This window comes from Streptomyces sp. NPDC007917 (assembly GCF_042959105.1).
GTDB lineage: Bacteria > Actinomycetota > Actinomycetes > Streptomycetales > Streptomycetaceae > Streptomyces.
In genome coordinates this window covers 456,546-478,470 of record NZ_JBIBKK010000001.1, presented here as the reverse complement: position 1 = coordinate 478,470, position 21,925 = coordinate 456,546, and the positions used below count along the sequence as shown (strand labels likewise).

Below are 21,925 nucleotides of genomic sequence, written 5' to 3'. Positions count from 1 at the left end.
TTGGACGGCGAACGGCCGGTCACGGAGGAGCCGACGACGCACCTCCGCACCGTGGGTAAGCGCGAAATCCTCCGTGACCGGGTGAGAAACGCCCTGCGCGCCGCGATCATCTCCGGAGAGCTGACACCCGGCACGGTCTACTCCGCGCCGACGCTGGCCGCCAAGTTCGGGGTGTCCTCAACCCCGGTGCGCGAGGCGATGATCGACCTGGTCAAGGAGGGTCTTGTGGTGGCGCAGCCCAACAAGGGCTTCCTCATCACCGAGGTCTCCGAACAGGACCTGGACGAGGTGACGGCGGTGCGGCTGCTGGTGGAGCCGCCCTCCGTCCGGGCCGTGGTGCCGCTGGTGCCCGCGGAGGCCTTCCCCGCCCTGCGCGAGCTGGCCCAGCGGATCGTGGAGGCCGCCGAGAAGGGTGACCTCATCGGCTATGTCGAGGCCGACCGGGTCTTCCACCTCGCCCTGCTGGGGCACGGCGGCAACCGGCGGCTGCTGGAGGTGGTGTCCAGCCTCCGCGCCCAGACCCGGCTGCTGGGACTGGCGCCCCTGGTCAGCAAGGGCACCCTCGTGGAGTCCGCGGCGGAACACCACCAGCTGCTGGACTTCGTCGAGTCCAGGAACGCCGAGGCGGCCGAGCTGTTCATGCACCGCCACATCGGACACGTACGGGGCATCTGGGCGGGCGGCACATGACCGGGTCGGCTCCGCGGAGCGATCCGCCGGCCCGCGCCGACACCGCCGACCTGGTAGTGATCGGGGCCGGGGTGGTCGGCGCGGCGGCCGCGTACTTCGCGGCCCGCGCCGGGCTCCGGGTCACCGTCGTCGACCGCGGCCCGCTCGCCGGCGGCACCTCCAGCGCCGGCGAGGGCAATCTGCTGGTCTCCGACAAGGAGGCCGGGCCCGAACTCGACCTGGCCCTGTTCTCCCAGCGGGTCTGGCGCGAGGACCTGGCCGAACACGCCGGTCTGTGGGAGTTCGAGTCCAAGGGCGGCCTGGTGGTGGCCGCCACCCCGGGCGGCGCGGACGCGCTCGCGGGGCTCGTCCTGGAGCAGCGCGCCCAGGGGATCGAGGCCGTCGACGTACCGAAGGACGAACTGCCCGACTACGAGCCCCAGCTGTCGCCCGAGCCGGCCTGTGGCGCCTACTACCCGCAGGACGCGCAGGTCCAGCCCATGCTGGTGGTGGCGCATCTGCTCCGTATGGCGCGGCTGGCGGGCGCCCGGGTACGGACGGACACCGAGGTCACCGGGTTCCTCAGGGACGGCGAGCGGATCACCGGGGTCCGCACCAGCCGCGGCCCGCTCAGCGCGCCCGCCGTGGTCAACGCCGCGGGCACCTGGGCCGGCGCGGTCGCCGAACTGGCCGGGGTGCGGGTGCCGGTGCTGCCCAGGAGGGGATGCGTCCTGGTCACCCAGCCGCTGCCGGTCATGATCCGGCACAAGGTCTACGCGGCGGAGTACGTGGGCGACGTGGCCAGTTCGGACGCGGCGCTGCAGACCTCGCCCGTCGTCGAGGGCACCCGCGCGGGCACCGTCCTGATCGGCTCGTCCCGGGAACGGGTCGGCTTCGACCGCGAGGTCCCGCCGTCCCTCCTCGCCGCCCTGGCCCGCAACGCGATCGCGCTCTTCCCCTTCCTGGCCTCCGTCCAGGCCATCCGCAGCTATCTGGGCTTCCGGCCCTACTGTCCCGACCACCTGCCGGTGATCGGCCCCGACCCGCGGGCCCCCGGGCTCTGGCACGCCTGCGGCCACGAAGGCGCCGGGGTGGGCCTGTCGGTGGGCACCGGCAAGCTGCTCGCGCAGGCGCTGACGGACCGCCCGACCGGCCTGGACCTGACCCCCTTCTCGCCCGAACGATTCGAGCGAGCCCTGCCCGGCGACGAGGTGAGCCCCGATGCCCCCTGACCCGATGCCCCCTGACCCGATGCCCCCTGAGACAGCACAGCCCTTCGACCTGTCCTTCGACGGGCGGACCATCCACGCCCGGCCGGGCCAGAGCGTCGGGGCGGCGCTGGTCGCGGCCGGGGTGGTCGCCTGGCGCACCACCCGCGGGGAGGGCAGGCCGCGCGGGCTGTTCTGCGGGATCGGCGTCTGTTACGACTGCCTGATCACCGTCGACGGCCGCCCCGGCCAGCGGGCCTGTCTGGTGCCTGCGGCCGACGGCATGCGGCTGGAGTCCGGACGTACGGGGAGGGACGCCGATGCGCGGGAACGGTGACGTAACGGCAGAGGCAGTGGCAGATGTGGCGGTGGTCGGCGCCGGTCCGGCGGGGATGGCGGCCGCGGTCGAGGCGGCGGCGGCCGGGCTGACCGTGGCCCTGGTGGACGCCGGCGAGCGGCCCGGCGGCCAGTACTGGCGGCACGGTCCGCACGACGAGGGACCCGTACGAGGTCAGCACGGCCGCCGCACGTTCGCCGCCCTGCGCGCGGGCCTGGCCCGTACGCGGACCCGTACCCTCTTCGGACACCAGGTGTGGCTCATCGCCCGTGACACCGACCGGTTCACCCTCCACCTGCGGCCCACGCACGACGGCCGCGGGCCCGGGACCAGGACGTTGACCGCGCGCTCGCTGATCCTCTGCCCCGGCGCGTACGACCGCCAGCTCCCGGTGCCCGGCTGGGATCTGCCCGGCGTCATGGCGGCCGGCGGGGTGCAGGCCCTGCTCAAGGGGAGCGGCACCCTGGCCGGGCGGCGGGCCGTGGTGGCGGGGACGGGACCCTTCCTGCTGCCGGTGGCCACCGGTCTCGCCGCGGCGGGCGCCGAGATCGTCATGGTCTGCGAGGCCAATCCGCTCCGCGGCTGGCTGCGCGACCCGGGCGGCGCGCTCCGGGAACCGGCCAAGGCGGTCGAGGGCGCCCAGTACGCCGCGCTCCTCGCCCGGCACGGCATCCCGTACCGCACCAGGACCGCCGTCACCGAGATCCGCGGCGAGGACCGGGCGCGGTCCGTCCGGATCGCACCGCTGGATCGCGACGGACGCCCGCGCGACGGGGTGCGGATCGAGGTGGACGCCGATCTGGTCGCGCTGGGCTGGGGGTTCACCCCGTCGCTGGAGCTGCCGCTGATGGTCGGCGCGCGCACCCGGCTGGACACCGACGGCTCGCTGGTCGCCGTGGTCGACGCCCGGCAGCGGGCCGATGTGCCCGGCGTCTATCTGGCGGGGGAGGCCACCGGGGTCGGCGGCGCCGTGCTCGCCGTCCGCGAGGGCCGTCTGAGCGGGCTCGCCGCGGCGGCCGACCTGGGACGGGCCGTCGACGAGGGGCGGGTGCGCCGGCTCCAGCGCGCGATCCGCAGGGGCCGGCGCTTCGCCGCCGCCCTGCACACCGCCACTCCGGTGCCACCGGGCTGGACCGACTGGCTCGACGGGTCCACGCTCATCTGCCGCTGCGAGGAGGTGACCTACGGCGAGCTGTGCCACGCGGCCCGCGAACTCGGCGCGCGGGACCCACGGACGCTGAAGATGCTGGCCCGGCCCGGTATGGGGATGTGCCAGGGCCGGGTGTGCGGCTTCGCGACCGCCCAGGTGGCGGCGGCGCTCACGGGCGGATCATCCGGCGCGCCCAGCGCGGACGCCCTCCTTCCGCTGGCCCGCCGACCGCTGGCCACCCCGGTGACGCTCGGCGAGATCGCCGCCCTGGGCGAGGAGCCCTGACGCGCGCGCTCAACCGTCTGACGCCTGCCGGGTGGCGGCCCGCGCGCGGTCGTTGCTGAGCACCGTCTCCAAGTACTCGGCGATGGCGTCCCGGTTGCGCACCAGACAGCCGATGCGCTCGGTCATCCGGTCGCGTTCGTGCTCCAGCGTGGCGATCATCTCCGGTGTCGCGTCCGAGAAGTGGATGACCCGGGGCTTGTCGAGACAGGGGAGGATCTGTTTGATGATCCGGGTCGGCAGCCCGGCGTCGAGCAGCCCCCTGATCTGCAGGACCCGGTCCACGAAGCGCTCGTCGTAGTCGCGGTAGCCGTTCGCGCAGCGGGCCGCGGCGATGAGCCCCTGCTCCTCGTAGTAGCGCAGCAGCCGGCGGGGCGTGCCGGTGCGTTCCGACAGCTCTCCGATGCGCATGTGCTCCCCCTCAAACACCGTCGCTTGACCTTCACATCAATGTGATGGTTCGAGCATACGCGGCGTGCGCAACGACACCACACAGAAACTTCCCCTGCCCGCGCTGCTGGCGCTGGCCACCGCCGTCTTCATCACCAGCCTGACCGAGACGCTGCCCGCGGGCGTACTGCCCGCGATGGGCGCCGACCTGGGGGTCGGCGAATCCGCGATGGGGCAGTCGGTGACCATCTACGCGATCGGGACCGCGCTCACCGCGATCCCGCTGTCCGCGGCCACCGCGGGCTGGCGCCGCAAGCGGCTGCTGCTGGCGGCGATGGCAGGCTTCGCCGTCGCCAACACCGTCACCGCGGCCTCGGCGAGCTATCCCCTGACCATGGCCGCCCGGTTCGTCGCCGGGGTCGCCGCCGGGCTGGCCTGGGCGCTGCTGGCCGGATACGCCCGCCGTATGGCGCCCGTCCCGCTGCAGGGCAAGGCGGTCGCGGTGGTGATGACCGGCATACCGATCGCCCTGTCGCTGGGGGTGCCCGCGGGCACCTACCTCGGCGAAGTGCTCGGCTGGCGGGTGACGTTCTCCCTCATCACCGCGCTCGCCGCCGCCCTGATCGGGTGGATCGCCGCGCTGGTACCCGACCACCCCGGGCAGCGGCGGGACGGCCGCACCCCGATCCTGCGGGCCCTGACCGTCCCCGGCGTGGCACCGGTCCTGTTCGTCACGCTGGTCTATGTGCTGGCCCACACCATCCTCTACACCTACATCGCCACCTTCCTCGACGGGCTGGACATGGGCGGCTCCACCGATCTCGTCCTGCTGGTCTTCGGCGCCGCCTCCATGGTCAGCATCTGGATCGTCGGCGCCCGGATCGACCGCCGGCTGCGGGCCCTGACCATCGCCGCCACCATCCTGTTCGCCGCCGCGGCCGCCGTCCTCGCGGCCCCGGCCGACAGCCGCGCCCTGGTCTACCTCGCGGCGACGCTGTGGGGCCTGGGCTGGGGCGGCGTCCCCACGCTGCTGCAGACCGCCGTGGCCGACGCGGGAGGCGAGGCGGCGGACTCCGCGCAGGCCATGCTCGTCACCCTGTGGAACGCGGCCATGGCCGGCGGCGGAGTCGTCGGCGGCATCCTCCTCGACCTCGCCGGCACCGGCGCCTTCCCCTGGAGCGTTCTGGCGCTCCTGGCGCCCGTACTGGCCGTGGTGATCGCCGCCCGCGCCCACGGCTTCCCCGCACAGCGGGCGCGTACGACGTGAGGGGTGCCTACTTCTGAGCGTGGCGCTCCGCGGCGGCATGCCACCAGCCGGGCGGGGACGGTCCCACGACCGCCGCGGTCGGCTGGTCGGGGTGCAGCCCGAGGCGTCGCAGCGCGTCGGGGTGGGCCTGGATGTGGATCCAGCCGCGCCGACGGCCGTCGGGCCCGACGCCGCACATCACATCGCAGCGGATCTCATCCGGCGCGAGGGGCATCCAGTCGATGCCGCGGTCGCGCAGTCAAGCGCGAGCGGCCGCCGGGGGCCGCGGACAGCCGGGCAGGTTCTCGTAGGACGCGATGGTGATCCAGGCGTCCGGGGCCGGAGAGGTCATGGCGTCCATGATGCCCGGTACGCCACGGAGTCGGCGGTCCCGGTCGCCGGGCGGCCGGGGCCATCAACGTGCCCATGCGAAGGTTCAGCGTCTGCTGGGTGCGGAGCACCCGCATCGCAGTCAGGCGGAACCGGTGAGGGCGAACGTGTGAGTGATTGGGTCGCTCGTGCAGGTGACTGGTGTACGGAACCGAAATGTTTGTACGCCTGACGCACGTAGGGTCGCGGTCATGAAGCTGGTGGTCCAAGTGAAGCTCCTGCCGACGCCCGAGCAGGCGTCGGCCCTGGAGGCGACCCTGACCGCCTGCAACGAGGCGGCCACCTGGGTCAGTTCGCTCGCATACGAACGCGGCGTCAGCCGGAATTTCGCGCTGCGCAAGCTCGCCTATGCGCAGATCCGTGCCCGGTGGGGGCTCGGGGCGCAGGCCGCCCAGCATGTCGTAAAGAAGGCGTGCGATGCGTACGCCACTTTGAAGGCGAACTTGAGGGCCGGGAACCTCGGCAGGCCAGGTTCGAAGCGCTACCGCAAGGCCACCGGGAAGCCGATCACCTTCCGCCCGGAGGGTGCCCAGCCGTACGACGACCGGATGCTGTCCTGGCAGACCGCCCAGCGGCGGGTCTCGATCTGGACACTGACCGGCCGCATCAAGGACGTGGCGTTCACCGCCTCCGTTGAACAGCTCGCCACCCTGGCTCTGCACCGCAGGGGCGAGTCGGACCTGGTGCGCCGGGACGGCATGTGGTTCCTCATGGCGACCTGCGAGGTGCCAGAACAGCCGCCGAACACCGAACCGGCGGACTTCTTGGGTATCGACCTGGGCATCGTCAACATCGCCACCACCTCCGACGGCGAGATCCTGGCCGGGCGCTGCCTCAACCGCACCCGGGCCCGCGAGCGCAAGCTGCGCACCAAGCTGCAGAGGAAGAACACCCCGTCGGCCAGGCGCCGGCTGAAGAGGCGGCGCCGCAAGGAGGCCCGGCGGGCCAGAGACATCAATCACAAGATCGCGAAGCATTTGGTGGCCGTGGCAGAACGCACCGGTCGCGGGATCGCCTTGGAAGATTTGACGGGCATCCGTGAGCGGGTACGGCTTGGTAAGCCCCAACGGGCCACCGTGCACTCCTGGGCCTTCGCCCAGCTGGGCAGCTTCATCGCATACAAGGCCCGCAAGGCCGGAGTGCGGGTGGTGCACGTCGATCCGGCGTACACCTCCCGCACCTGCGCCGAATGCGGCCACATCGACAAGGCGAACCGGGTGAGCCAAGCCTGGTTCGCATGCCGGTCCTGCGGATTCGTTGATCACGCGGACCGGAACGGCTCCCGCAACGTCCGCGTCCGCGCGCGGCAGTTGTGGCGACGCGGGGCCCAGTCAACGGTCCCCGCCCCACCCCCGAAACCCAAGGGTAGGGCTGGACGCAAACGCAGCATCACCGCCAGTGATGCCCGTTGTGCAAGCCCGGGAACTTCAGTCCCGGGTAGTTGACTACTCGTCCACCGTGGTGCCGTCCGGGACCCGGAAGCAGGCGGACACCAGGTGGAACATGATCCCCGGCTCCGCGCCGCTCCTCCGGGCGTCCCTTTCGGTCGGGATCAGCAAGGTGGCTTTCACGGTGAACTTCTTCCGGGTGGAGTCGACCATCATGTAGGGGGACTGGGCGACGGTCGGCTCCCGGCCCTCGTGGACGATCTCCCAGCCGTGCCGGGGAAGATCCTCCCTGAGGCCCTGCCAGGCGGCCTCGAGGTCCCCGGCCGGCACGCCGTACACCGACCACAGATGGCGGATGACGTAGAACGTCTCGGGGTCCAGGTCGCCGCACACATCCACGCCCGGGCCGGGTGCGGTCGTCTTCCCCTTCACCCGCAGCAGGTCGTACAGCTCGCTGGAGAGCCGCCTGGCCTCCTCCCGGGGCACGGAGACCTCCCGCACCTCGGGGGCGTAGCCGAGACCGAACTCGTCGGGGTCGGACATCGAACACCACTCCCGCTACTTCAAGTGGACCTCGTCGTAGCGTCCCACCACGACTCTCGCCTGGTTCTCCAGGCTCTCAGAACCGGCCAGCCAGTAGTTCCCGTGCCCATGGGTGTCGGTGGCCATCTGGTTGGCGCCGAAGATGGGGTCTTTGGGGGTGATGAACTGCGTCAGACCTTCGTGGTGGCCATGGGTGGGCGCGCCCCACTTGGGCACCCAGTCACCCTCTGCCTTCTGGTTCCACACATGCCCCTCGGGCACGTCCAGATCCTTGGCCCGCCCGACCTGGACGCCAGGGCTGCCGCTGAGCATCACATCGTCCGCCTCCAGGGTGCCCTGGCGGGCGGCGGAGCCCACCACCACGGTGCCGTAGCTCTGCGCCTGCACCGACAGGTGGTCATTGGCCGACGGGTCGTGGGCGGTGTGCAGCCCCGACAGGAACTGATTGAGATCCGGCCCTGCCTCGTCGGCGTACTTGTCCTTCATGGCTTCCGGGAAGAAGCTCTGCGGCGCGTCGTACCCGTGCCAGGTGATGGTCGACACCTTGGGCTCGCCCGGCATCGCGCTGGCGGCCTGCCAGAGGTTGGTGCCCGCGATGACGGGTTTGTTGATGCCGCCGAGCGTGCCGTTGGTGCCGCCGACCATGACGGCGGTGTGATCGGCCGTGTCCGGGTTGCCGTTCGCGATGATCGCGCGGCCGTTCTTCTCGGGGTCGAAATCCAGCAGATACGCGGGCGGCAGACCGTCGCCGGTCGGCTTGTACCCGGAGGGCCGGGTGTTGTCGAAGGCGTCGACCTTCCCCGTGTCATCGAAACGCATCTGAATGCGTTTCATACCGTTGAGGGAGGACTCCAAATGCTTCTTGTGCTCGTCCCACTTGGTCCATTCCCGATTGAGGACCATGGACCGTCCGGCCAGGATGTACTTGGGCTTCGGCTCGGGCGGCAGATTGGCCAGCTCGGTCTGGTACTTCGCCCGCTGCTCGTTGAACCAGATACGGTTGGCCTCGTCGCGGTCCTCGGCGGGAAGGCCGTCCAGCTTGCCCACGCTCGCCGGATAAAGGGAGATGTACTCCGCCTGCTGCTCTTTGCTGAGGCTTTTCCACCAGGCCGCGTTGTCCTTGGGGGACTTGTCCTTGGGAACGTCGCGCAGATAGTCGCCGACCGTCTTCTTGACGTCTCCCCGGTCCTTTTCGGCGTCGGTCCAGTCGTCCTTGGTGACCGACAGATCGGCCGTCGTGATCAGCTTCCCCAGCGTTTTGGCGTACTTGCCGTCCGCCTCCGTCGCGTCCTTGAGCGCGTCACCGATCCGGTCCGCGAACCCCTGGGCCTGCTCCTTGGGCGTCGTCGTGACGAACGGGGTGCGGCCGTTTCCGGGCTGCTCGTACTCCTGGCCCGGGAGCAGCACCACCGGGGGCTTGTACTCGACCGAACCGTCTTCCTTGACGGTCATCCCCGCGTCCTGCGCGTCCTGGACGGCGTTGTCCAGCTTCTTCTTCGCCGCCCGCAACTCCCCGGCCAGCCCGTTCAACGCCGTCAGGATCAGCGCGCACTCCACCTGCATGTAGTGGAAGTTCTCGCTCAGCCGCTCCAGCCGGCCCAGCGCCGCGCCGACTCCCTGGCCCTTCAGACCCCCGCGGAGCTTCGCGTTGATCTCATTGTCCAGCCGGTCCTTGGCCGCACTGGCATTGCTGCTCACCTTGTGCCAGCCGTCCGCCGCCTGCTCGAACTGCGCGGGGTCGACCGCCTTCAACTGCGCGAAAGTCACCATGACGCGGGTCACCAGCTCCCGGACGGGCCGCCCGGCGGGGGTATCGGCCTCGTATCCTGCGCCTTGAACAGCGCCTCTATCGCGTCGTCCTGATTGGCGAGGTCCTTGCCCGCCTTCTGCAGCTTCCCCATGAGTTCGCCGCATTCATCGCGCAGGACGGTCAGCCGGGCCTCCCAGGAGTTGAAGACCCGCTGCTGCATGGACGTGCTCTCCAGCCCCTCGACGCCCTTGCTGGCGACCCCCGCGCCCTCTTGGCCGTGCTTGAGGTCGCCCAGCGCGGTCGTGGCATTCCGGCGCAGATCGTCCAGGGCGTTCGACGCGGTATTCCACGGCCCCTTCGACGATTTCAGATTGCCACCGGAGCCGCCCTTGCCGCCCTCTTTATCCCCATCCGCACTGGCCAGCCTGGTTTGGACGTCTTTGCCGCCGGTATCCGTTCCGCCCGCCGCGTCGTAATACGCCTGCCAACGCTCAGACAGTCCTGTGTCCCCCATACTGCCTTCCTCCACCCGTGCACCATGTTCTTCATGGCAGAACAAGGAAGGTAACAGAGCGCAATAACGGAAGGGAACTTGTCGAGAGCCGGGCCGTGGAGATCCTGGCGAGGCGGCCGGCCGCCGTCGACGACCACCGCACCCACGACCACCGACGCGGACCGGTCTGGTTTGTACGGGGTTTGCAACAGCACCGTTCCGCCGGCTGATTGTGGCGTTGAGTGAACCTATGGTGTCAAAGGTCGCTAGCCGTGCGGGTGGGACCGGGCAGGGCGCGACAGCACGTTGCTCGAACGGCCGCTGATCGGGGGATAAGCGCTCATGGGTCTTGGGGATTTCATTCCGGACTCGGTGGAGGACTGGGTCGAGGACCGTGTCGAGGATGTCGGTGAATTCATCGACGACGCGGGGGACTGGACCGCGGACCGGCTGGATGACGTCGGCTGGGAGAGCGGTGCGGACTGGGTCCGGGACAAGACCGACTCGGCGGCGAACGCGCTGGGCGCGGACGTCGACGAGATGCAGCTGGGGGAGACCGAGGACCCGAAGAAGCTGGTGCACGGCAGTCCCGACAAGCTGCGCTCCACGGCGGGGCATCTGAGGGACTTCCAGACGGCGTTCAACGACGTGGGCAAGGGGCTGCAGGGGCTGGACGCCGGCCATCTCAAGGGGCAGGCGGCGGACGCGTTCCGGGAGAGCGTGTCGGTCGAGCCGAAGAAGTGGTTCACGGCGGCGGACGCGTGCGAGAAGGCGGCCGGGGCGCTGGACAGCTTCGCGGGGACGGTGGAGTGGGCGCAGAAGCAGGCCGAGGACGCCATCGCCCGCTACAAGAAGGGCAAGAAGGCGTCGGACGACGCGCGGACGGCGCACAACGACAAGGTGTCCGCGTACAACACGGCGGTGGACGCGTACAACGCCAAGCCCGCTGACGAGCGTGACAAGTCGACGCTGCCGGAGAAGCCGGGGGAGTTCCACGACCCGGGCACGTCGGACATCACTGCCGCGCAGGACATTCTGAAGGAGGCGCGGCGGCAGCGGAACGAGGCACATACGACGGCGAAGTCGGCGGTGGAGACGGCGCGTGACAAGGCGCCGCAGAAGCCGTCGTACGGCAGGCAGCTGATGGACGGCGTGAACGGGCTGAACCTGGACGCGTCGCATTTCGTCGGCGGCATCGTCAAGGGGACCGCGGGCATCGTCAGCTTCGCGCGGCAGATCAATCCGCTGGACCCGTACAACATCACGCATCCGGCCGAGTACGTGACCAGTCTCAACAGCACGGCCGCGGGTCTGGTGCGGGTGGCCAACGACCCGTGGGGGACGTTGGGCAACATGTGGGACACCTTCCAGAAGGACCCGGGGGAGGGCCTTGGCCGCCTGGTGCCCGAACTGATCGGCACCAAGGGCCTCGGCGGCATCAAGAAGGCCGCGACTCTCGGCAGGCGCGCGGCGGAGATCAAGCCGCCCGGCCGTGGCCTCCTGGACGAGGCGGGGCCGGCGGAGCGGGCCAGGACCGACGGCGGAAAGGCGACCAAGGGGTCGGACCCGATCGACTTCGCGACCGGTCGGATGTTCCTGCCGCAGACGGATGTGGTGCTGCCGGGTGTGCTGCCGCTGGCGTTCCACCGGCGGGTGGAGTCGGGGTACCGGGCGGGGCGGTGGTTCGGGCCGTCCTGGTCGAGTACGGCCGACCAGCACCTGGAGATCGGGCCGGAGGGCGTGGTGTTCGTCTGCGAGGACGGACGGCTGCTGGACTACCCCCATCCGGCGCCTGACCTCCCCACGCTGCCCAGGGCGGGGGCGGCGCGCTGGCCGCTGGAGCGCACGGCCGACGGGGACGCCTACACGGTCACCGATGTCGACACCGGCCGTACGTACTCCTTCACCGCGCTCCAGGACGGGCCCGATGGCATCGCGCCCATCGAGGAGATCCGCGACCGCAACGGCAACCGGATCAGCTTCCACTACGCCCTCGACGGCACCCCGACCGCGATCGTGCACTCGGCCGGCTACCACCTGAAGCTGACCACCGCGGACGGCCGGATCACCGCCCTCCACCTGGCGGGCGCGGCACCCGACGGCTCGGACCAGGAGATCGTCCGCTACGGCTACGCCGACGGCAATCTCACCGAGGTCATCAACTCCTCCGGACTGCCGTTACGGTTCGAGTACGACGACGAACGCCGCGTCATCTCCTGGACCGACACCAACGACCGCCGCTACGACTACGTCTACGACAACCGCCACCGCTGCATCGCCGAGGGCGGCACCGAAGGCCATGTCTCCATCCGGCTGGACTACCACGGCGTCGACCAGCGCACCGGCCACCGGATCACCACCGTCACCACGGCCTCCGGCCACAGCGCCAAGTACCTGATCAACGACGCCTGCCAGGTCGTCGGCGTCATCGACCAACTGGGCACGTACACCCGGACCGAGTACGACCGGTATGGCCGGGTACTGGCCCGCACCGATGCCCTCGGCCGCCGGAGCGAGTGCCGGTACGACGAGTCGGGCCATCGGGTGCGCCTCACCCGCCCCGACGGCAAGGAGTCGAGCGCCGTCTACGGCCCTCTGGGCCTGCCCACGGCGATGACCGGGGCGGACGGGACGACCTGGACGCACGAATACGACGAGCGCGGCAACCGCGTCGCCGAGACCGACCCCACCGGGGCCACCACCCGCTACACCTACGACGACTTCGGCCGGCTGACCTCGATCACCAACGCCCTGGGCGAGACGACCCGAGTGCGCTGCGACCCGGCTGGTCTGCCACTCGAGATCACCGACCCCCTCGGCGCGGTCACCGTCTACCGGCGTGACGCCTTCGGCCGCCCGGTCGCCATCGTCGACCCGCTCGGCGCGACGACTCGTCTGACGTGGTCGGTCGAGGGCAAGCTGCTGCGCCGGCTCGGCCCCGACGGGGCTAAGGAGTCGTGGACGTACGACGGCGAGGGCAACTGCACGAACCATGTCGACGCGGCGGGCGGGGTGACCTCGTACGAATACACCCACTTCGACCTCCTCGTCGCGCAGACCGGCCCGGACGGGGCTGGCTATGCGTTCGAGCACGACGCCGAGCTGCGCCTGACCAAGGTCATCAACCCGCACGGACTCACCTGGACCTATGAGTACGACCCGGCGGGCCGACTGATCACGGAGACCGACTTCGACGACCGCACCATCCACTACGAGTACGACGCGGCCGGGCAGCTCATCGCGCGGACCACACCACTGGGCCGGCGTATCGCTCTGGAGCGCGATGTGCTCGGACGCGTGGTCACCAAGGACGTCGACGGCCAAGCCACCACCTACCGCCATGACACGGCCGGGCGGCTGATCGCCGCTGTCGGCCCCGACGCGGAGATCGTCTTCCAGCGGGACCGGATGGGCCGGGTGAAGTCCGAGTTCGTGGCCGGCCGGGTGATGACACACCGGTACGACGCCCTGGGCCGCCGTACCCGCCGCACCACCCCCAGTGGCGCCACCACCACCTACACCTACGACGCGGCGGGCAACCGCACCGCCCTGACCGCCTCCGGCCACGTGCTCGAATTCGAGCACGACGCCGCGGGCCGCGAGACATCCCGCCGATTTGGCAGCACCCTCTCCCTGACTCAGATCTGGGACCCCGCCGGACGTCTCACCGGCCAAACCCTGACGGGCCCGACCGCCGACACACTCCAGCACCGCGCGTACACCTACCGCGCGGACGGCTACCTCACCGCCATCGACGACCTGCGCACCGGCCGCCGCACCTTCGATCTCGACGCGGCAGGCCGGGTCACCACGGTCCGGGCGAAGGGCTGGATCGAGAGCTACGCGTACGACGAGGCGGGCAACCAGACCCAGGCATCCTGGCCGGACCGGCACCCCGGCGCCGAAGCGACCGGCACACGCGCCTACACCGGCACGCGGATCACCCGTGCGGGCAACGTCCGTTACGAGTACGACGACGCGGGCCGCCTCACCCTGCGCCAGAAGACCCGCCTGTCGAAGAGGCCCGACACCTGGCGCTACACCTGGGACGCCCAGGACCGCCTGACCTCCGTCACCACCCCTGACGGCACGGTGTGGCGCTACCTCTACGACCCCTTCGGCCGCCGCATCGCCAAACAGCGCTTGGCCGCGGACGGTGAAACGGTCGCCGAGCAGACCGACTTCACCTGGGACGGCGCCACCCTGGTCGAACAGACCACCACCACGGTCGACCTCCCCCACCCCATCACCCTCACCTGGGACCACCGGGGCCTCCACCCCGTGGCCCAGACCGAACGCATCACCGACACCACCACCCAGCGCGAGATCGACCAGCGATTCTTCGCCATCGTCACCGACCTGGTCGGCACCCCCACGGAACTCGTGGACGGATCAGGCGACATCGCCTGGCGGACCCGCACCACCCTGTGGGGCACCACCACCTGGGCGGCCACCAGCACCGGCTACACCCCTCTCCGTTTCCCCGGCCAGTACTACGACCCGGAAACCGGCCTCCACTACAACCACCACCGCTACTACGACCCCACCACCGCCCGCTACCTCACCCCCGACCCCCTCGGCCTCACCCCAGCTCCCAACCCCGCCACCTACGTCCACAACCCCCACACCTGGGCCGACCCCCTGGGTCTCGCGCCGGAGTATCCCGAGGGCGAGCCCCCTCCGAGCACCTGGGTTCCGGACGAGAACTATTCGCCGGAAGCGATCGAACGGCGTGTGGCGGGGAACGCCGACCGCAAGGCGTGGCTCGAAACTCCGCAGGACGTCCACGACCTGGTGAACGATCTCATGAACAACCCCAACTACCCGCAACGTGTGACCGGTCCGAAGGGAGCCGAAGAGCTCGACTTCTACCAGAACCACGGGAACGTCCGTGCCGGGCATCGATGGGTGGACTCGCCCATCTACGACAACGGGAATCCTTCCAGCCAGTTGCGCGTCATGGTCGATGATGACGGCAATATCGCCTACCTCGGCAGGCGCAAGGACGGCTCACACAACTACGATCAGATCATTCCCTACCCCTGGGCGAAGAGGCCGCCGGCCGGCTAGCCCTACGCCCGCCCCTACCCGTGATCAGCACCTCAGAGGATTTCATGCAGGAAGCAGAACTGGCAGAAGGGTTGGCCGCAGCGGGCTTGACATACCTGGGCCCGGTGGATCCGTCCACCCCGCTCATTCCGCCGCGCCTGGCAGCCTTCGCGAATTCGACGGCGGCGGAGGGAAAGGAGTGGGCCGCCAGTGTGGAATCCGACGCGCCGGACTTCCGTGAGAGGGTCAACCACGAGTGGTACATGCTGGCCGCGGACCAGGGGCTGTTCCAGAGACAGAACCCGGAGTTCCTGCTCGCTGTCGCCGGAAGGGAACCGGAACACGGCGCCTCATGGTGGGCACGGGTGGCGCTGCGAGCTGAATGGGACCTTGCGGGAGCCGGCGCCGCGGCCCACGTGACGGGGTGCGGATGGGGTCACCCCGAGTTCGTGATGCTGTCGCTCGACGGCGATGTCATTGTTCGAGGGTCGCAGGGACAGAAGTGGACGGATTTTGTCTGCCTGCGGAATCCGCACCACATCAGGTCCCTGCGCGAGATGGGGGCGCACATGACCGAAAGCAGCTCGATTCCGCAGGAGACGCGAGAGGCCATCACACGCTGGCTGGACCATACGTCGGGACGATAACGCGCACCACGGCGTTGAGCTCCTCATGCCCGCCGCGATGGCCTCCTCCACGCTCATGTCCGGCGCGGCCAACTCGGTTCCGCCGGCGCGGGAGAGCACGGCGGCGATCTCGGAACACCACCCCAACGGCGCGGCCGAGATGGAGCGGCTGCTGACACTGGTCACGGAGGGGCTGGCGCCGCGCGGCACCGGCGGCTGATCGGCCCGGCCCGGCGCGGCGCGCGCCAGCCGTCGGGGTTCACGGACTGACGAGGTGGCGCGAGCAGAATCGGGGATCGGAGAGGCGAGCCGTCGAGGGAGCATCGACGTCGTGGAAGCGGGCCACGACGTCATCACCGGCAGCGCGCACCGCCACTCCCTGGGCTGCTCGTCGCTGGTCACCGACGGCACCTGGCTCTGGCGCCAGGACTTCCCGCACTACGTGGAAACGCACCACGCCCTGCTTCCCAAGGCGTTCACCCAGCACGTACGAGACCTGAACTACCGGATGGCGGCCATCATCACCGCGCGGTTCGCCCCCCACGACAACGAGACCATGCCCCTCGTCGGCTGGGCCTCCGCCGTCCCATGGCGATCGACCACGGCTGTGCTGGAACCCGGACCACGAACAGTCACAACCAAGGCCGAATTCGACGCGGCCACGCTAGCCCGGAAACGAAACCGGCCACACGGCGTGTGGGCCAAGCCTCGCAAGTCCAGGAGGGCATGAGTCGGCAGCCACTGGGCTCGGGGTCCATCCGGGACCGACCCCACGCACTGATCGCGACACGCCCCCGATGGCGGTGACAGTGCGTCGCATGTCGAATACCGTTGCGTAGCACGGGAGTTCGGCCAGGGAGGGTGAGGGGCGTGACGTGCCTGCCGGGGCAGATAGCGATACGACGGGGTGGCTGCTGTGAGCTCGCTACGCGTGTAGTGGAGGAACTCAGACACGCCCTGTGCATCGCCCTGCCCGGGGAGGGCGCCCGATGAGCGGTGGTGGCGGAGGTGGCGGCAAGGAGCCGGACCTGAAGCTGGACAAGGAAGCGTTACAGGACATCACCAAGGGTCTGCGGGCGGCCATCAGCGAGTTGAAGGACATCGGCACGGCGACGGACGCGGTGATGGGGTCGGGGTTCGACGAGTTGTCGCTGACGTCGATGGAGGCGGGGCACAACGGTCTGGCGAAGGACTTCGAGGACTTCTGCGAGCGCTGGGAATGGGGGGTGCGCGGCCTGATCCAGGACGCGAACAAGCTGGCGAAGAAGGTGGGTCTCGCGGCGGGGATGCAGTGGGAGGAGGACCGGTACATCGAGGGCACGTACAAGGTCGTGGCGAACTCGGTGGCCGGGAACCCGCATCTGAGCGAGGAGGAGGTCACCCAGAAGGAGTGGGGCGAGCTGTTCTCGGGGGAGACCTGGCGCCCGGACTACAGCAAGGAGTCCTACGAGAAGGCGAGCGAGGAGATCAAGGGCACCTGGCAGGCCACGGGCGACAAGATCGGCGGCACCAGCAGCATCGCCCAATACGCCCTCCCGCCCGATCAGCAGGCCCCTGAGCAGGATGGGGGTGCGGGCTGATGGGCGGGCTCGACCTGACGCCCGACTGGGTCGATGACGCGGTCGAAAAGGGCACGGAGGTCATCGGCGACGGCATCGAGTGGGGCGGCAACAAGGTCGCCGACGGCCTGGACAAGGTGGGCCTGGAGGACGGCGCGGACTGGGTCCGTGACAAGTCCCGCTCGGTGGCGAACAAGCTGGGCGCGGATGTCGCCGAGATGCAGCTGGACGAGACCGAGAACCCGAAGAAGCTGATCTTCGGCAGCGCGAGCAAGATCCGCTCGACGGCTAGCCATCTGCGGGACTTCAAGAAGGCGTTCAACGACGTCGGGGACGGCCTGAAGCGGCTGGACTCGGCGCACTGGAAGGGCAAGGCGGCGGACGCGTTCCGCGAGGAGGTGGCGGTCGAGCCGAAGAAGTGGTTCAAGGCCGCCGACGCGTGTGAGAAGGCCGCGCTCGCGATGGAGACGTTCGCGGGCACGGTGGAGTGGGCGCAGCTCCAGGCGCAGGAAGCGATCAACGACTACAAGGCCGCGAAGAAGGCCTCGAGCGACGCGAGATCGGCCTACAACGAGCAGGTCGACGCGTACAACGCCGCCATCAAGGAAGGCAAAGAGGTCTGCAAGCCCGGGGAGTTCCATGACCCGGGCCCGGGAAAGGCCAAACTGGCCCAGCAGAAACTGGACGAGGCCCGCCGCCAGCGCAACGAGGCCGCGGACACGGCCCGTACGGCCGTGAAGGCCGCGCGGGATGCGGCTCCGCCCAAGCCCTCGTACTTCGAGCAGGCGGAGGACGGCCTGACCGGCCTGAAGCTGGACGCCACGCACTTCACGGCGGGTGTGATCAAGGGCGGTGCGGGGGTCATCGGCTTCGCGCGAAGCGTCAACCCGCTGGACCCGTACAACATCCTGCACCCGGCCGAGTATGCGACGGGCCTGAACAACACGGCAGCGGGCCTGGTCAACGTGGCCAATGACCCCTTCGGCGCGGGCAAGCAAGCGCTGGACGGGTTCGCCAAGGACCCGGGGGAGGGGTTGGGGCGGCTCGTCCCCGAGGTGGTGGGCGCCAAGGGGATCGGTGCGGCCCGCAAGGGGGTCACGGCGGGCAAGTACGGCCGGCCGCGGGGCAGGATCCGCGACTCCTTGAAAAAGTGGGGAAAGAAGGCTTTCAGCCGCAAAGAGAAAGAGACCGGAGGTTCGGACCCGATCGATCTGGCGACGGGAAAGATGTTCCTGCCGCAGACGGACGTGACCCTGCCCGGCGTGCTGCCGCTGGTGTTCACCCGTCGGGTTGAATCGGGTTACGCCGAGGGCCGATGGTTCGGCCCGTCATGGTCGAGCACGGCCGACCAGCGGCTCGAGATCGACGCGGAGGGTGTCGTCTTCCTGACTGAGGACGGCATGCTGCTGTGCTACCCGCACCCTGCGCCCGGCCTGCCCACCCTCCCCGACGCGGGACCTCGCTGGTCACTTGAGCGGGACGAGCACGGTGACTACACCGTCACCGACCCCTCCGCCGGTCACGCGCTCCACTTCACCGGCCCGAGCGGCGGAGGCGACGGGACCGCGCGGCTGGAGCAGATATCGGACCGCTCCGGCAACTTCATCACTTTCGCGTACGACTTCGAGGGCACACCGACCGCGATTGTCCACTCCGCCGGTTACCACCTGAAGCTGACCACTCAGGACGGCAGGATCACCGCTCTCCATCTGGCAGCCGCAGCCCCCGACGGCGGGGACCAAGAACTGCTCCGCTACGGCTACACCGACGGCAACCTCACCGAGGTCATCAACTCCTCCGGACTGCCGCTGCGGTTCGAGTACGACGACGAGCGTCGCGTCATCGCTTGGACCGACACCAACGACCGCCGCTACGACTACGTCTACGACAACCGCGACCGCTGCATCGCCGAAGGCGGCGAAGCGGGCCACATGGCCCTGCGCGTCGACTACGACCAGATAGACCAGGCCACCGGCCACCGCGTGACGACCCTCACGACGGCTGACGGCCATGCCACCCGCTACCTGTTCAACGACTCCTACCAGGTCGTCGCCGAGACCAACCCCCTCGGTCACACCACCCGCACCACGTACGACCGCCACGATCGTCCCCTGACCCGCACTGACCCGCTGGGCCACACCACGGCCTGCACGTACGACGAGGCAGGCAACCTCACAAACATCACAGCTGCGGATGGCCACGAAACCTCTGCCACATACAACGCGCTGGGCCTGCCCACGTCCGTAACCGGCCCCGACGGTGCGACCTGGAGCCAGACCTACGACGAGGCAGGCCACCGCACCAGCGTCACCGACCCGGCCGGCCACACCACCCACTACACCTACGACGACCACGGGCACCTGACCGCCATCACTGACGCGCTGGGCCACACCACAGGCGTGCGCTGTGACGCGGCGGGTCTGCCGGTGCAGATCACCGACCCCCTCGGCGCCACCACCCGCTACCTGCGCGACGCCTTCGGCCGCCCGACCCTCCTCACCGACCCCCTGGGCCACACCACCCACCTGCGGTGGACGGTCGAGGGCATGCTCGCTGCCCGCACCAACCCGGACGGGACGACGGAGAGCTGGACGTACGACGGCGAGGGCAACTGCACGCGGAGCGTCGACGCGGCGGGTGGGGTCACCTCGTACGAGTACACCCACTTCGACCTGCTGGCCGCCCGCACCAACCCTGACGGTGTCCGCTACGAATTCATGCACGACGCGTCGCTGCGCCTGGCTCAGGTCACCAACCCCCAGGGCCTGACCTGGTCGTACGCCTACGACCCGGCGGGCCGCCTGGTGGCGGAGACGGACTTCGACAACCGCACGCTCACGTACACTCACGACGCGGCGGACCGCCTCACGGCCCACACCAACCCGGCCGGCCAGACGGTCCGCTTCGAGCACGACGCGGCCGGCCGCGTCATCAGCAAGAACGCCGAAGACCGCGTCACCCACTACACGTACGACCCCGTAGGCCGCCTCCTGCAGGCCACCAGCCCGGGCGCCGAGGTGATCCACCAGCGCGACCGGCTGGGCCGTGTGAAGGCCGAAATGGTCAACGGCCGAGTGTTGACCCACACCTACGACGCCTTAGGCCGCCGCACCCGCCGTACCACGCCCAGTGGCGCCACCACTACGTACACCTACGACGCGGCGGGCAACCGCACCACGCTCACGGCCTCCGGCCACACCGTCGCGTTCGACCACGACGCCGCAGGCCGGGAAACCAGCCGCCGCATCGGGGACGAGCTAACCCTGTCCCAGATCTGGGACCCGGCGGGCCGCCTCACCGAACAGACGCTGGCCGGATCAACCGCCGATACGATCCATCACCGGGCATACACCTACCGTGCCGACGGCTACGTCACCGCGATCGACGACCGCCGCACCGGCCACCGGCGCTTCGACCTCGACGCGGCGGGCCGCGTCACCACGGTCCGGGCGCGGGGCTGGACCGAGAGCTACGCGTACGACGAGGCGGGCAACCAGACCCAGGCGTCCTGGCCCACCGAACACCCCACCCAGGAAGCCACCGGCGCCCGCGCCTACACCGGCACGCGCATCACCCGCGCGGGCACCATCCGCTACGAACACGACCAGGCTGGCCGCCTCACTTTCCGTCAGAAAACTCGCCTGTCCACGAAGCCCGACACCTGGCACTACACCTGGGACGCCGAGGACCGCCTCACCTCCGTCACCACCCCCGACGGCACGGTGTGGCGCTACCTGTACGACCCCTTCGGCCGCCGCATCGCCAAACAACGCCTCGCGGACGACGGCGAGACGGTGGTCGAGCAGGTGGACTTCTCCTGGGACGGCTCCACCCTTGTCGAACAGACGGCCACCACGCCTGACCTCCCTCACCCGGTCACCCTCACCTGGGACCACGACGGCCTCCACCCCATTGCCCAGACGGAGCGCATCACCGAGGCCACCACCCAGCGGGAGATCGATCAGCGGTTCTTCGCGATCGTCACCGACCTCGTCGGTACGCCCACGGAACTCGTTGACGAGACCGGTGCCATCGCCTGGCACACCCGCGCCACGCTCTGGGGCACCACGACCTGGACCACCGACAGCACCACCTACACACCGCTCCGTTTCCCGGGCCAGTACTACGACCCCGAAACCGGCCTCCACTACAACCACCACCGCTACTACGACCCCACCACGGCCCGCTATCTCACTCCCGACCCCCTCGGGCTCGTCCCAGCTCCGAACCCCACCACGTACATCCACAACCCCCACACCTGGGCCGATCCCCTGGGATTGGGTCCGTGCCCCAACCGTAAAGGCAAGGAAGGTGAGGACCGGGCGGAATCAGAATTACGGAATCGCGGTTACACAATCATAGGGAGGCATGTGAAGATCAGAACCTATCACGGTAAGCATTCCTATGTCGATTTCGTTGCCATGAGGGATGGGGGTCCTGAGTACTTCGAAGTTAAGAACGGGCCTGGGGCGGCATTCAGCTCCCGACAGAAAAAGGCGTATGCTCAACTCGAAGAAGAGGGCATCCTGCTCGACACAGATCAATTGGAGAAATGGGGACTGAATAAGGGAGACTTCCTGCCGGCGTCGCGCGTCCAGGTCATCCTCTATGGTGGAGCAAGGCCATGGGCTCACTGAGCAGTTCACGGCGGTAAGCTATGGGACAGGATCCGGCCGCAGTTGAAGAGCAGAAAGCAAGAGGGTATCTCCAGTGGGATTGAATCTCTACCCGGACAGCAGTGACGCAGAAGACGTTGAGTCGAGCTGGTCGTACTCAGGCTTCGATGCGTTTCGAAGTGCGCTTGCAGCGGCCGAGGGTATCGACCTCCAGACGATGCAAGGCTTT

Annotated in this window: 17 protein-coding genes; 12 read left to right on the top strand and 5 right to left on the bottom strand. The window is 69.5% G+C overall.

Annotation, left to right across the window (positions count from 1 at the left end; genetic code table 11):
• The 4 genes from ACFZDL_RS02060 to ACFZDL_RS02045 are packed head-to-tail and all read left to right on the top strand — an operon-like array spanning position 1 to position 3,649.
• A complete protein-coding gene (locus ACFZDL_RS02060; RefSeq protein WP_353591026.1) occupies positions 1 to 690 on the top strand; it encodes a GntR family transcriptional regulator in 690 nt (229 codons plus the stop codon).
• Positions 687 to 1,901 (top strand): FAD-binding oxidoreductase, encoded by a 1,215-nt coding sequence (locus ACFZDL_RS02055; protein WP_353591027.1) that lies wholly within the window; start codon positions 687 to 689, stop codon positions 1,899 to 1,901. The genes ACFZDL_RS02060 and ACFZDL_RS02055 overlap by 4 nt, the downstream gene beginning before the upstream one ends.
• A 19-nt stretch (positions 1,902 to 1,920) precedes the next feature.
• On the top strand, positions 1,921 to 2,214 hold the full coding sequence (locus ACFZDL_RS02050; RefSeq protein ID WP_353591028.1) for a (2Fe-2S)-binding protein: 294 nt from the start codon (positions 1,921 to 1,923) through the stop codon (positions 2,212 to 2,214).
• A gap of 16 nt (positions 2,215 to 2,230) precedes the next feature.
• Complete coding sequence (locus tag ACFZDL_RS02045; RefSeq protein WP_353591029.1) at positions 2,231 to 3,649, top strand: NAD(P)/FAD-dependent oxidoreductase; 1,419 nt, start codon at positions 2,231 to 2,233, stop codon at positions 3,647 to 3,649.
• 9 nt (positions 3,650 to 3,658) lie between these two features.
• Here the strand turns inward: ACFZDL_RS02045 and ACFZDL_RS02040 are convergent, their stop codons facing one another.
• The gene (locus ACFZDL_RS02040; protein WP_353591030.1) at positions 3,659 to 4,057 is read right to left on the bottom strand and encodes a MerR family transcriptional regulator; all 399 of its coding nucleotides are present in this window, start codon (positions 4,055 to 4,057) and stop codon (positions 3,659 to 3,661) included.
• 64 nt (positions 4,058 to 4,121) lie between these two features.
• Here ACFZDL_RS02040 and ACFZDL_RS02035 point away from each other — a divergent pair, with 64 nt between their 5' ends.
• Complete coding sequence (locus ACFZDL_RS02035) at positions 4,122 to 5,303, top strand: MFS transporter (protein ID WP_353591031.1); 1,182 nt, start codon at positions 4,122 to 4,124, stop codon at positions 5,301 to 5,303.
• A gap of 7 nt (positions 5,304 to 5,310) precedes the next feature.
• Here ACFZDL_RS02035 and ACFZDL_RS02030 read toward each other — a convergent pair whose 3' ends face one another.
• Complete coding sequence (locus tag ACFZDL_RS02030; protein WP_353591032.1) at positions 5,311 to 5,517, bottom strand: hypothetical protein; 207 nt, start codon at positions 5,515 to 5,517, stop codon at positions 5,311 to 5,313.
• A 346-nt stretch (positions 5,518 to 5,863) separates the two neighbouring features.
• Between ACFZDL_RS02030 and ACFZDL_RS02025 the strand changes: the two genes are divergently transcribed.
• Positions 5,864 to 7,117 (top strand): transposase, encoded by a 1,254-nt coding sequence (locus ACFZDL_RS02025; RefSeq protein ID WP_353591033.1) that lies wholly within the window; start codon positions 5,864 to 5,866, stop codon positions 7,115 to 7,117.
• Here the strand turns inward: ACFZDL_RS02025 and ACFZDL_RS02020 are convergent, their stop codons facing one another.
• From ACFZDL_RS02020 to ACFZDL_RS02010, 3 genes are read right to left on the bottom strand one after another with little or no spacing between them, the layout of a single operon-like run.
• Positions 7,118 to 7,603 (bottom strand): hypothetical protein, encoded by a 486-nt coding sequence (locus tag ACFZDL_RS02020; protein WP_353591034.1) that lies wholly within the window; start codon positions 7,601 to 7,603, stop codon positions 7,118 to 7,120. It lies immediately after the preceding gene.
• A 15-nt stretch (positions 7,604 to 7,618) separates the two neighbouring features.
• Entirely contained in the window at positions 7,619 to 9,373 is a 1,755-nt protein-coding gene (locus tag ACFZDL_RS02015; RefSeq protein WP_353591035.1) for an alpha/beta hydrolase, read from the bottom strand.
• 8 nt (positions 9,374 to 9,381) lie between these two features.
• Positions 9,382 to 9,867: a hypothetical protein gene (locus tag ACFZDL_RS02010; RefSeq protein ID WP_353591036.1), complete on the bottom strand. Its 486-nt coding sequence runs from the start codon at positions 9,865 to 9,867 to the stop codon at positions 9,382 to 9,384.
• Positions 9,868 to 10,188: 321 nt separating this feature from the next.
• Here ACFZDL_RS02010 and ACFZDL_RS02005 point away from each other — a divergent pair, with 321 nt between their 5' ends.
• The 6 genes from ACFZDL_RS02005 (at position 10,189) to ACFZDL_RS01980 (ending at position 21,717) form a co-directional block, all read left to right on the top strand.
• The gene (locus ACFZDL_RS02005; protein WP_353591037.1) at positions 10,189 to 14,916 is read left to right on the top strand and encodes a putative T7SS-secreted protein; all 4,728 of its coding nucleotides are present in this window, start codon (positions 10,189 to 10,191) and stop codon (positions 14,914 to 14,916) included.
• A gap of 44 nt (positions 14,917 to 14,960) precedes the next feature.
• A complete protein-coding gene (locus ACFZDL_RS02000) occupies positions 14,961 to 15,542 on the top strand; it encodes a hypothetical protein (RefSeq protein ID WP_353591038.1) in 582 nt (193 codons plus the stop codon).
• Positions 15,543 to 15,567: 25 nt separating this feature from the next.
• Complete coding sequence (locus ACFZDL_RS01995; RefSeq protein ID WP_353591039.1) at positions 15,568 to 15,741, top strand: hypothetical protein; 174 nt, start codon at positions 15,568 to 15,570, stop codon at positions 15,739 to 15,741.
• Positions 15,742 to 15,852: 111 nt separating this feature from the next.
• Entirely contained in the window at positions 15,853 to 16,251 is a 399-nt protein-coding gene (locus ACFZDL_RS01990) for a hypothetical protein (protein WP_353591040.1), read from the top strand.
• A 259-nt stretch (positions 16,252 to 16,510) separates the two neighbouring features.
• Positions 16,511 to 17,101, top strand: a complete 591-nt coding sequence (locus ACFZDL_RS01985; RefSeq protein ID WP_353591041.1) for a hypothetical protein — start codon at positions 16,511 to 16,513, stop codon at positions 17,099 to 17,101.
• On the top strand, positions 17,101 to 21,717 hold the full coding sequence (locus ACFZDL_RS01980) for a putative T7SS-secreted protein (protein ID WP_353591042.1): 4,617 nt from the start codon (positions 17,101 to 17,103) through the stop codon (positions 21,715 to 21,717). Before ACFZDL_RS01985 ends, ACFZDL_RS01980 begins: the two co-directional genes overlap by 1 nt.
• Positions 21,718 to 21,925: the final 208 nt, after the last annotated feature.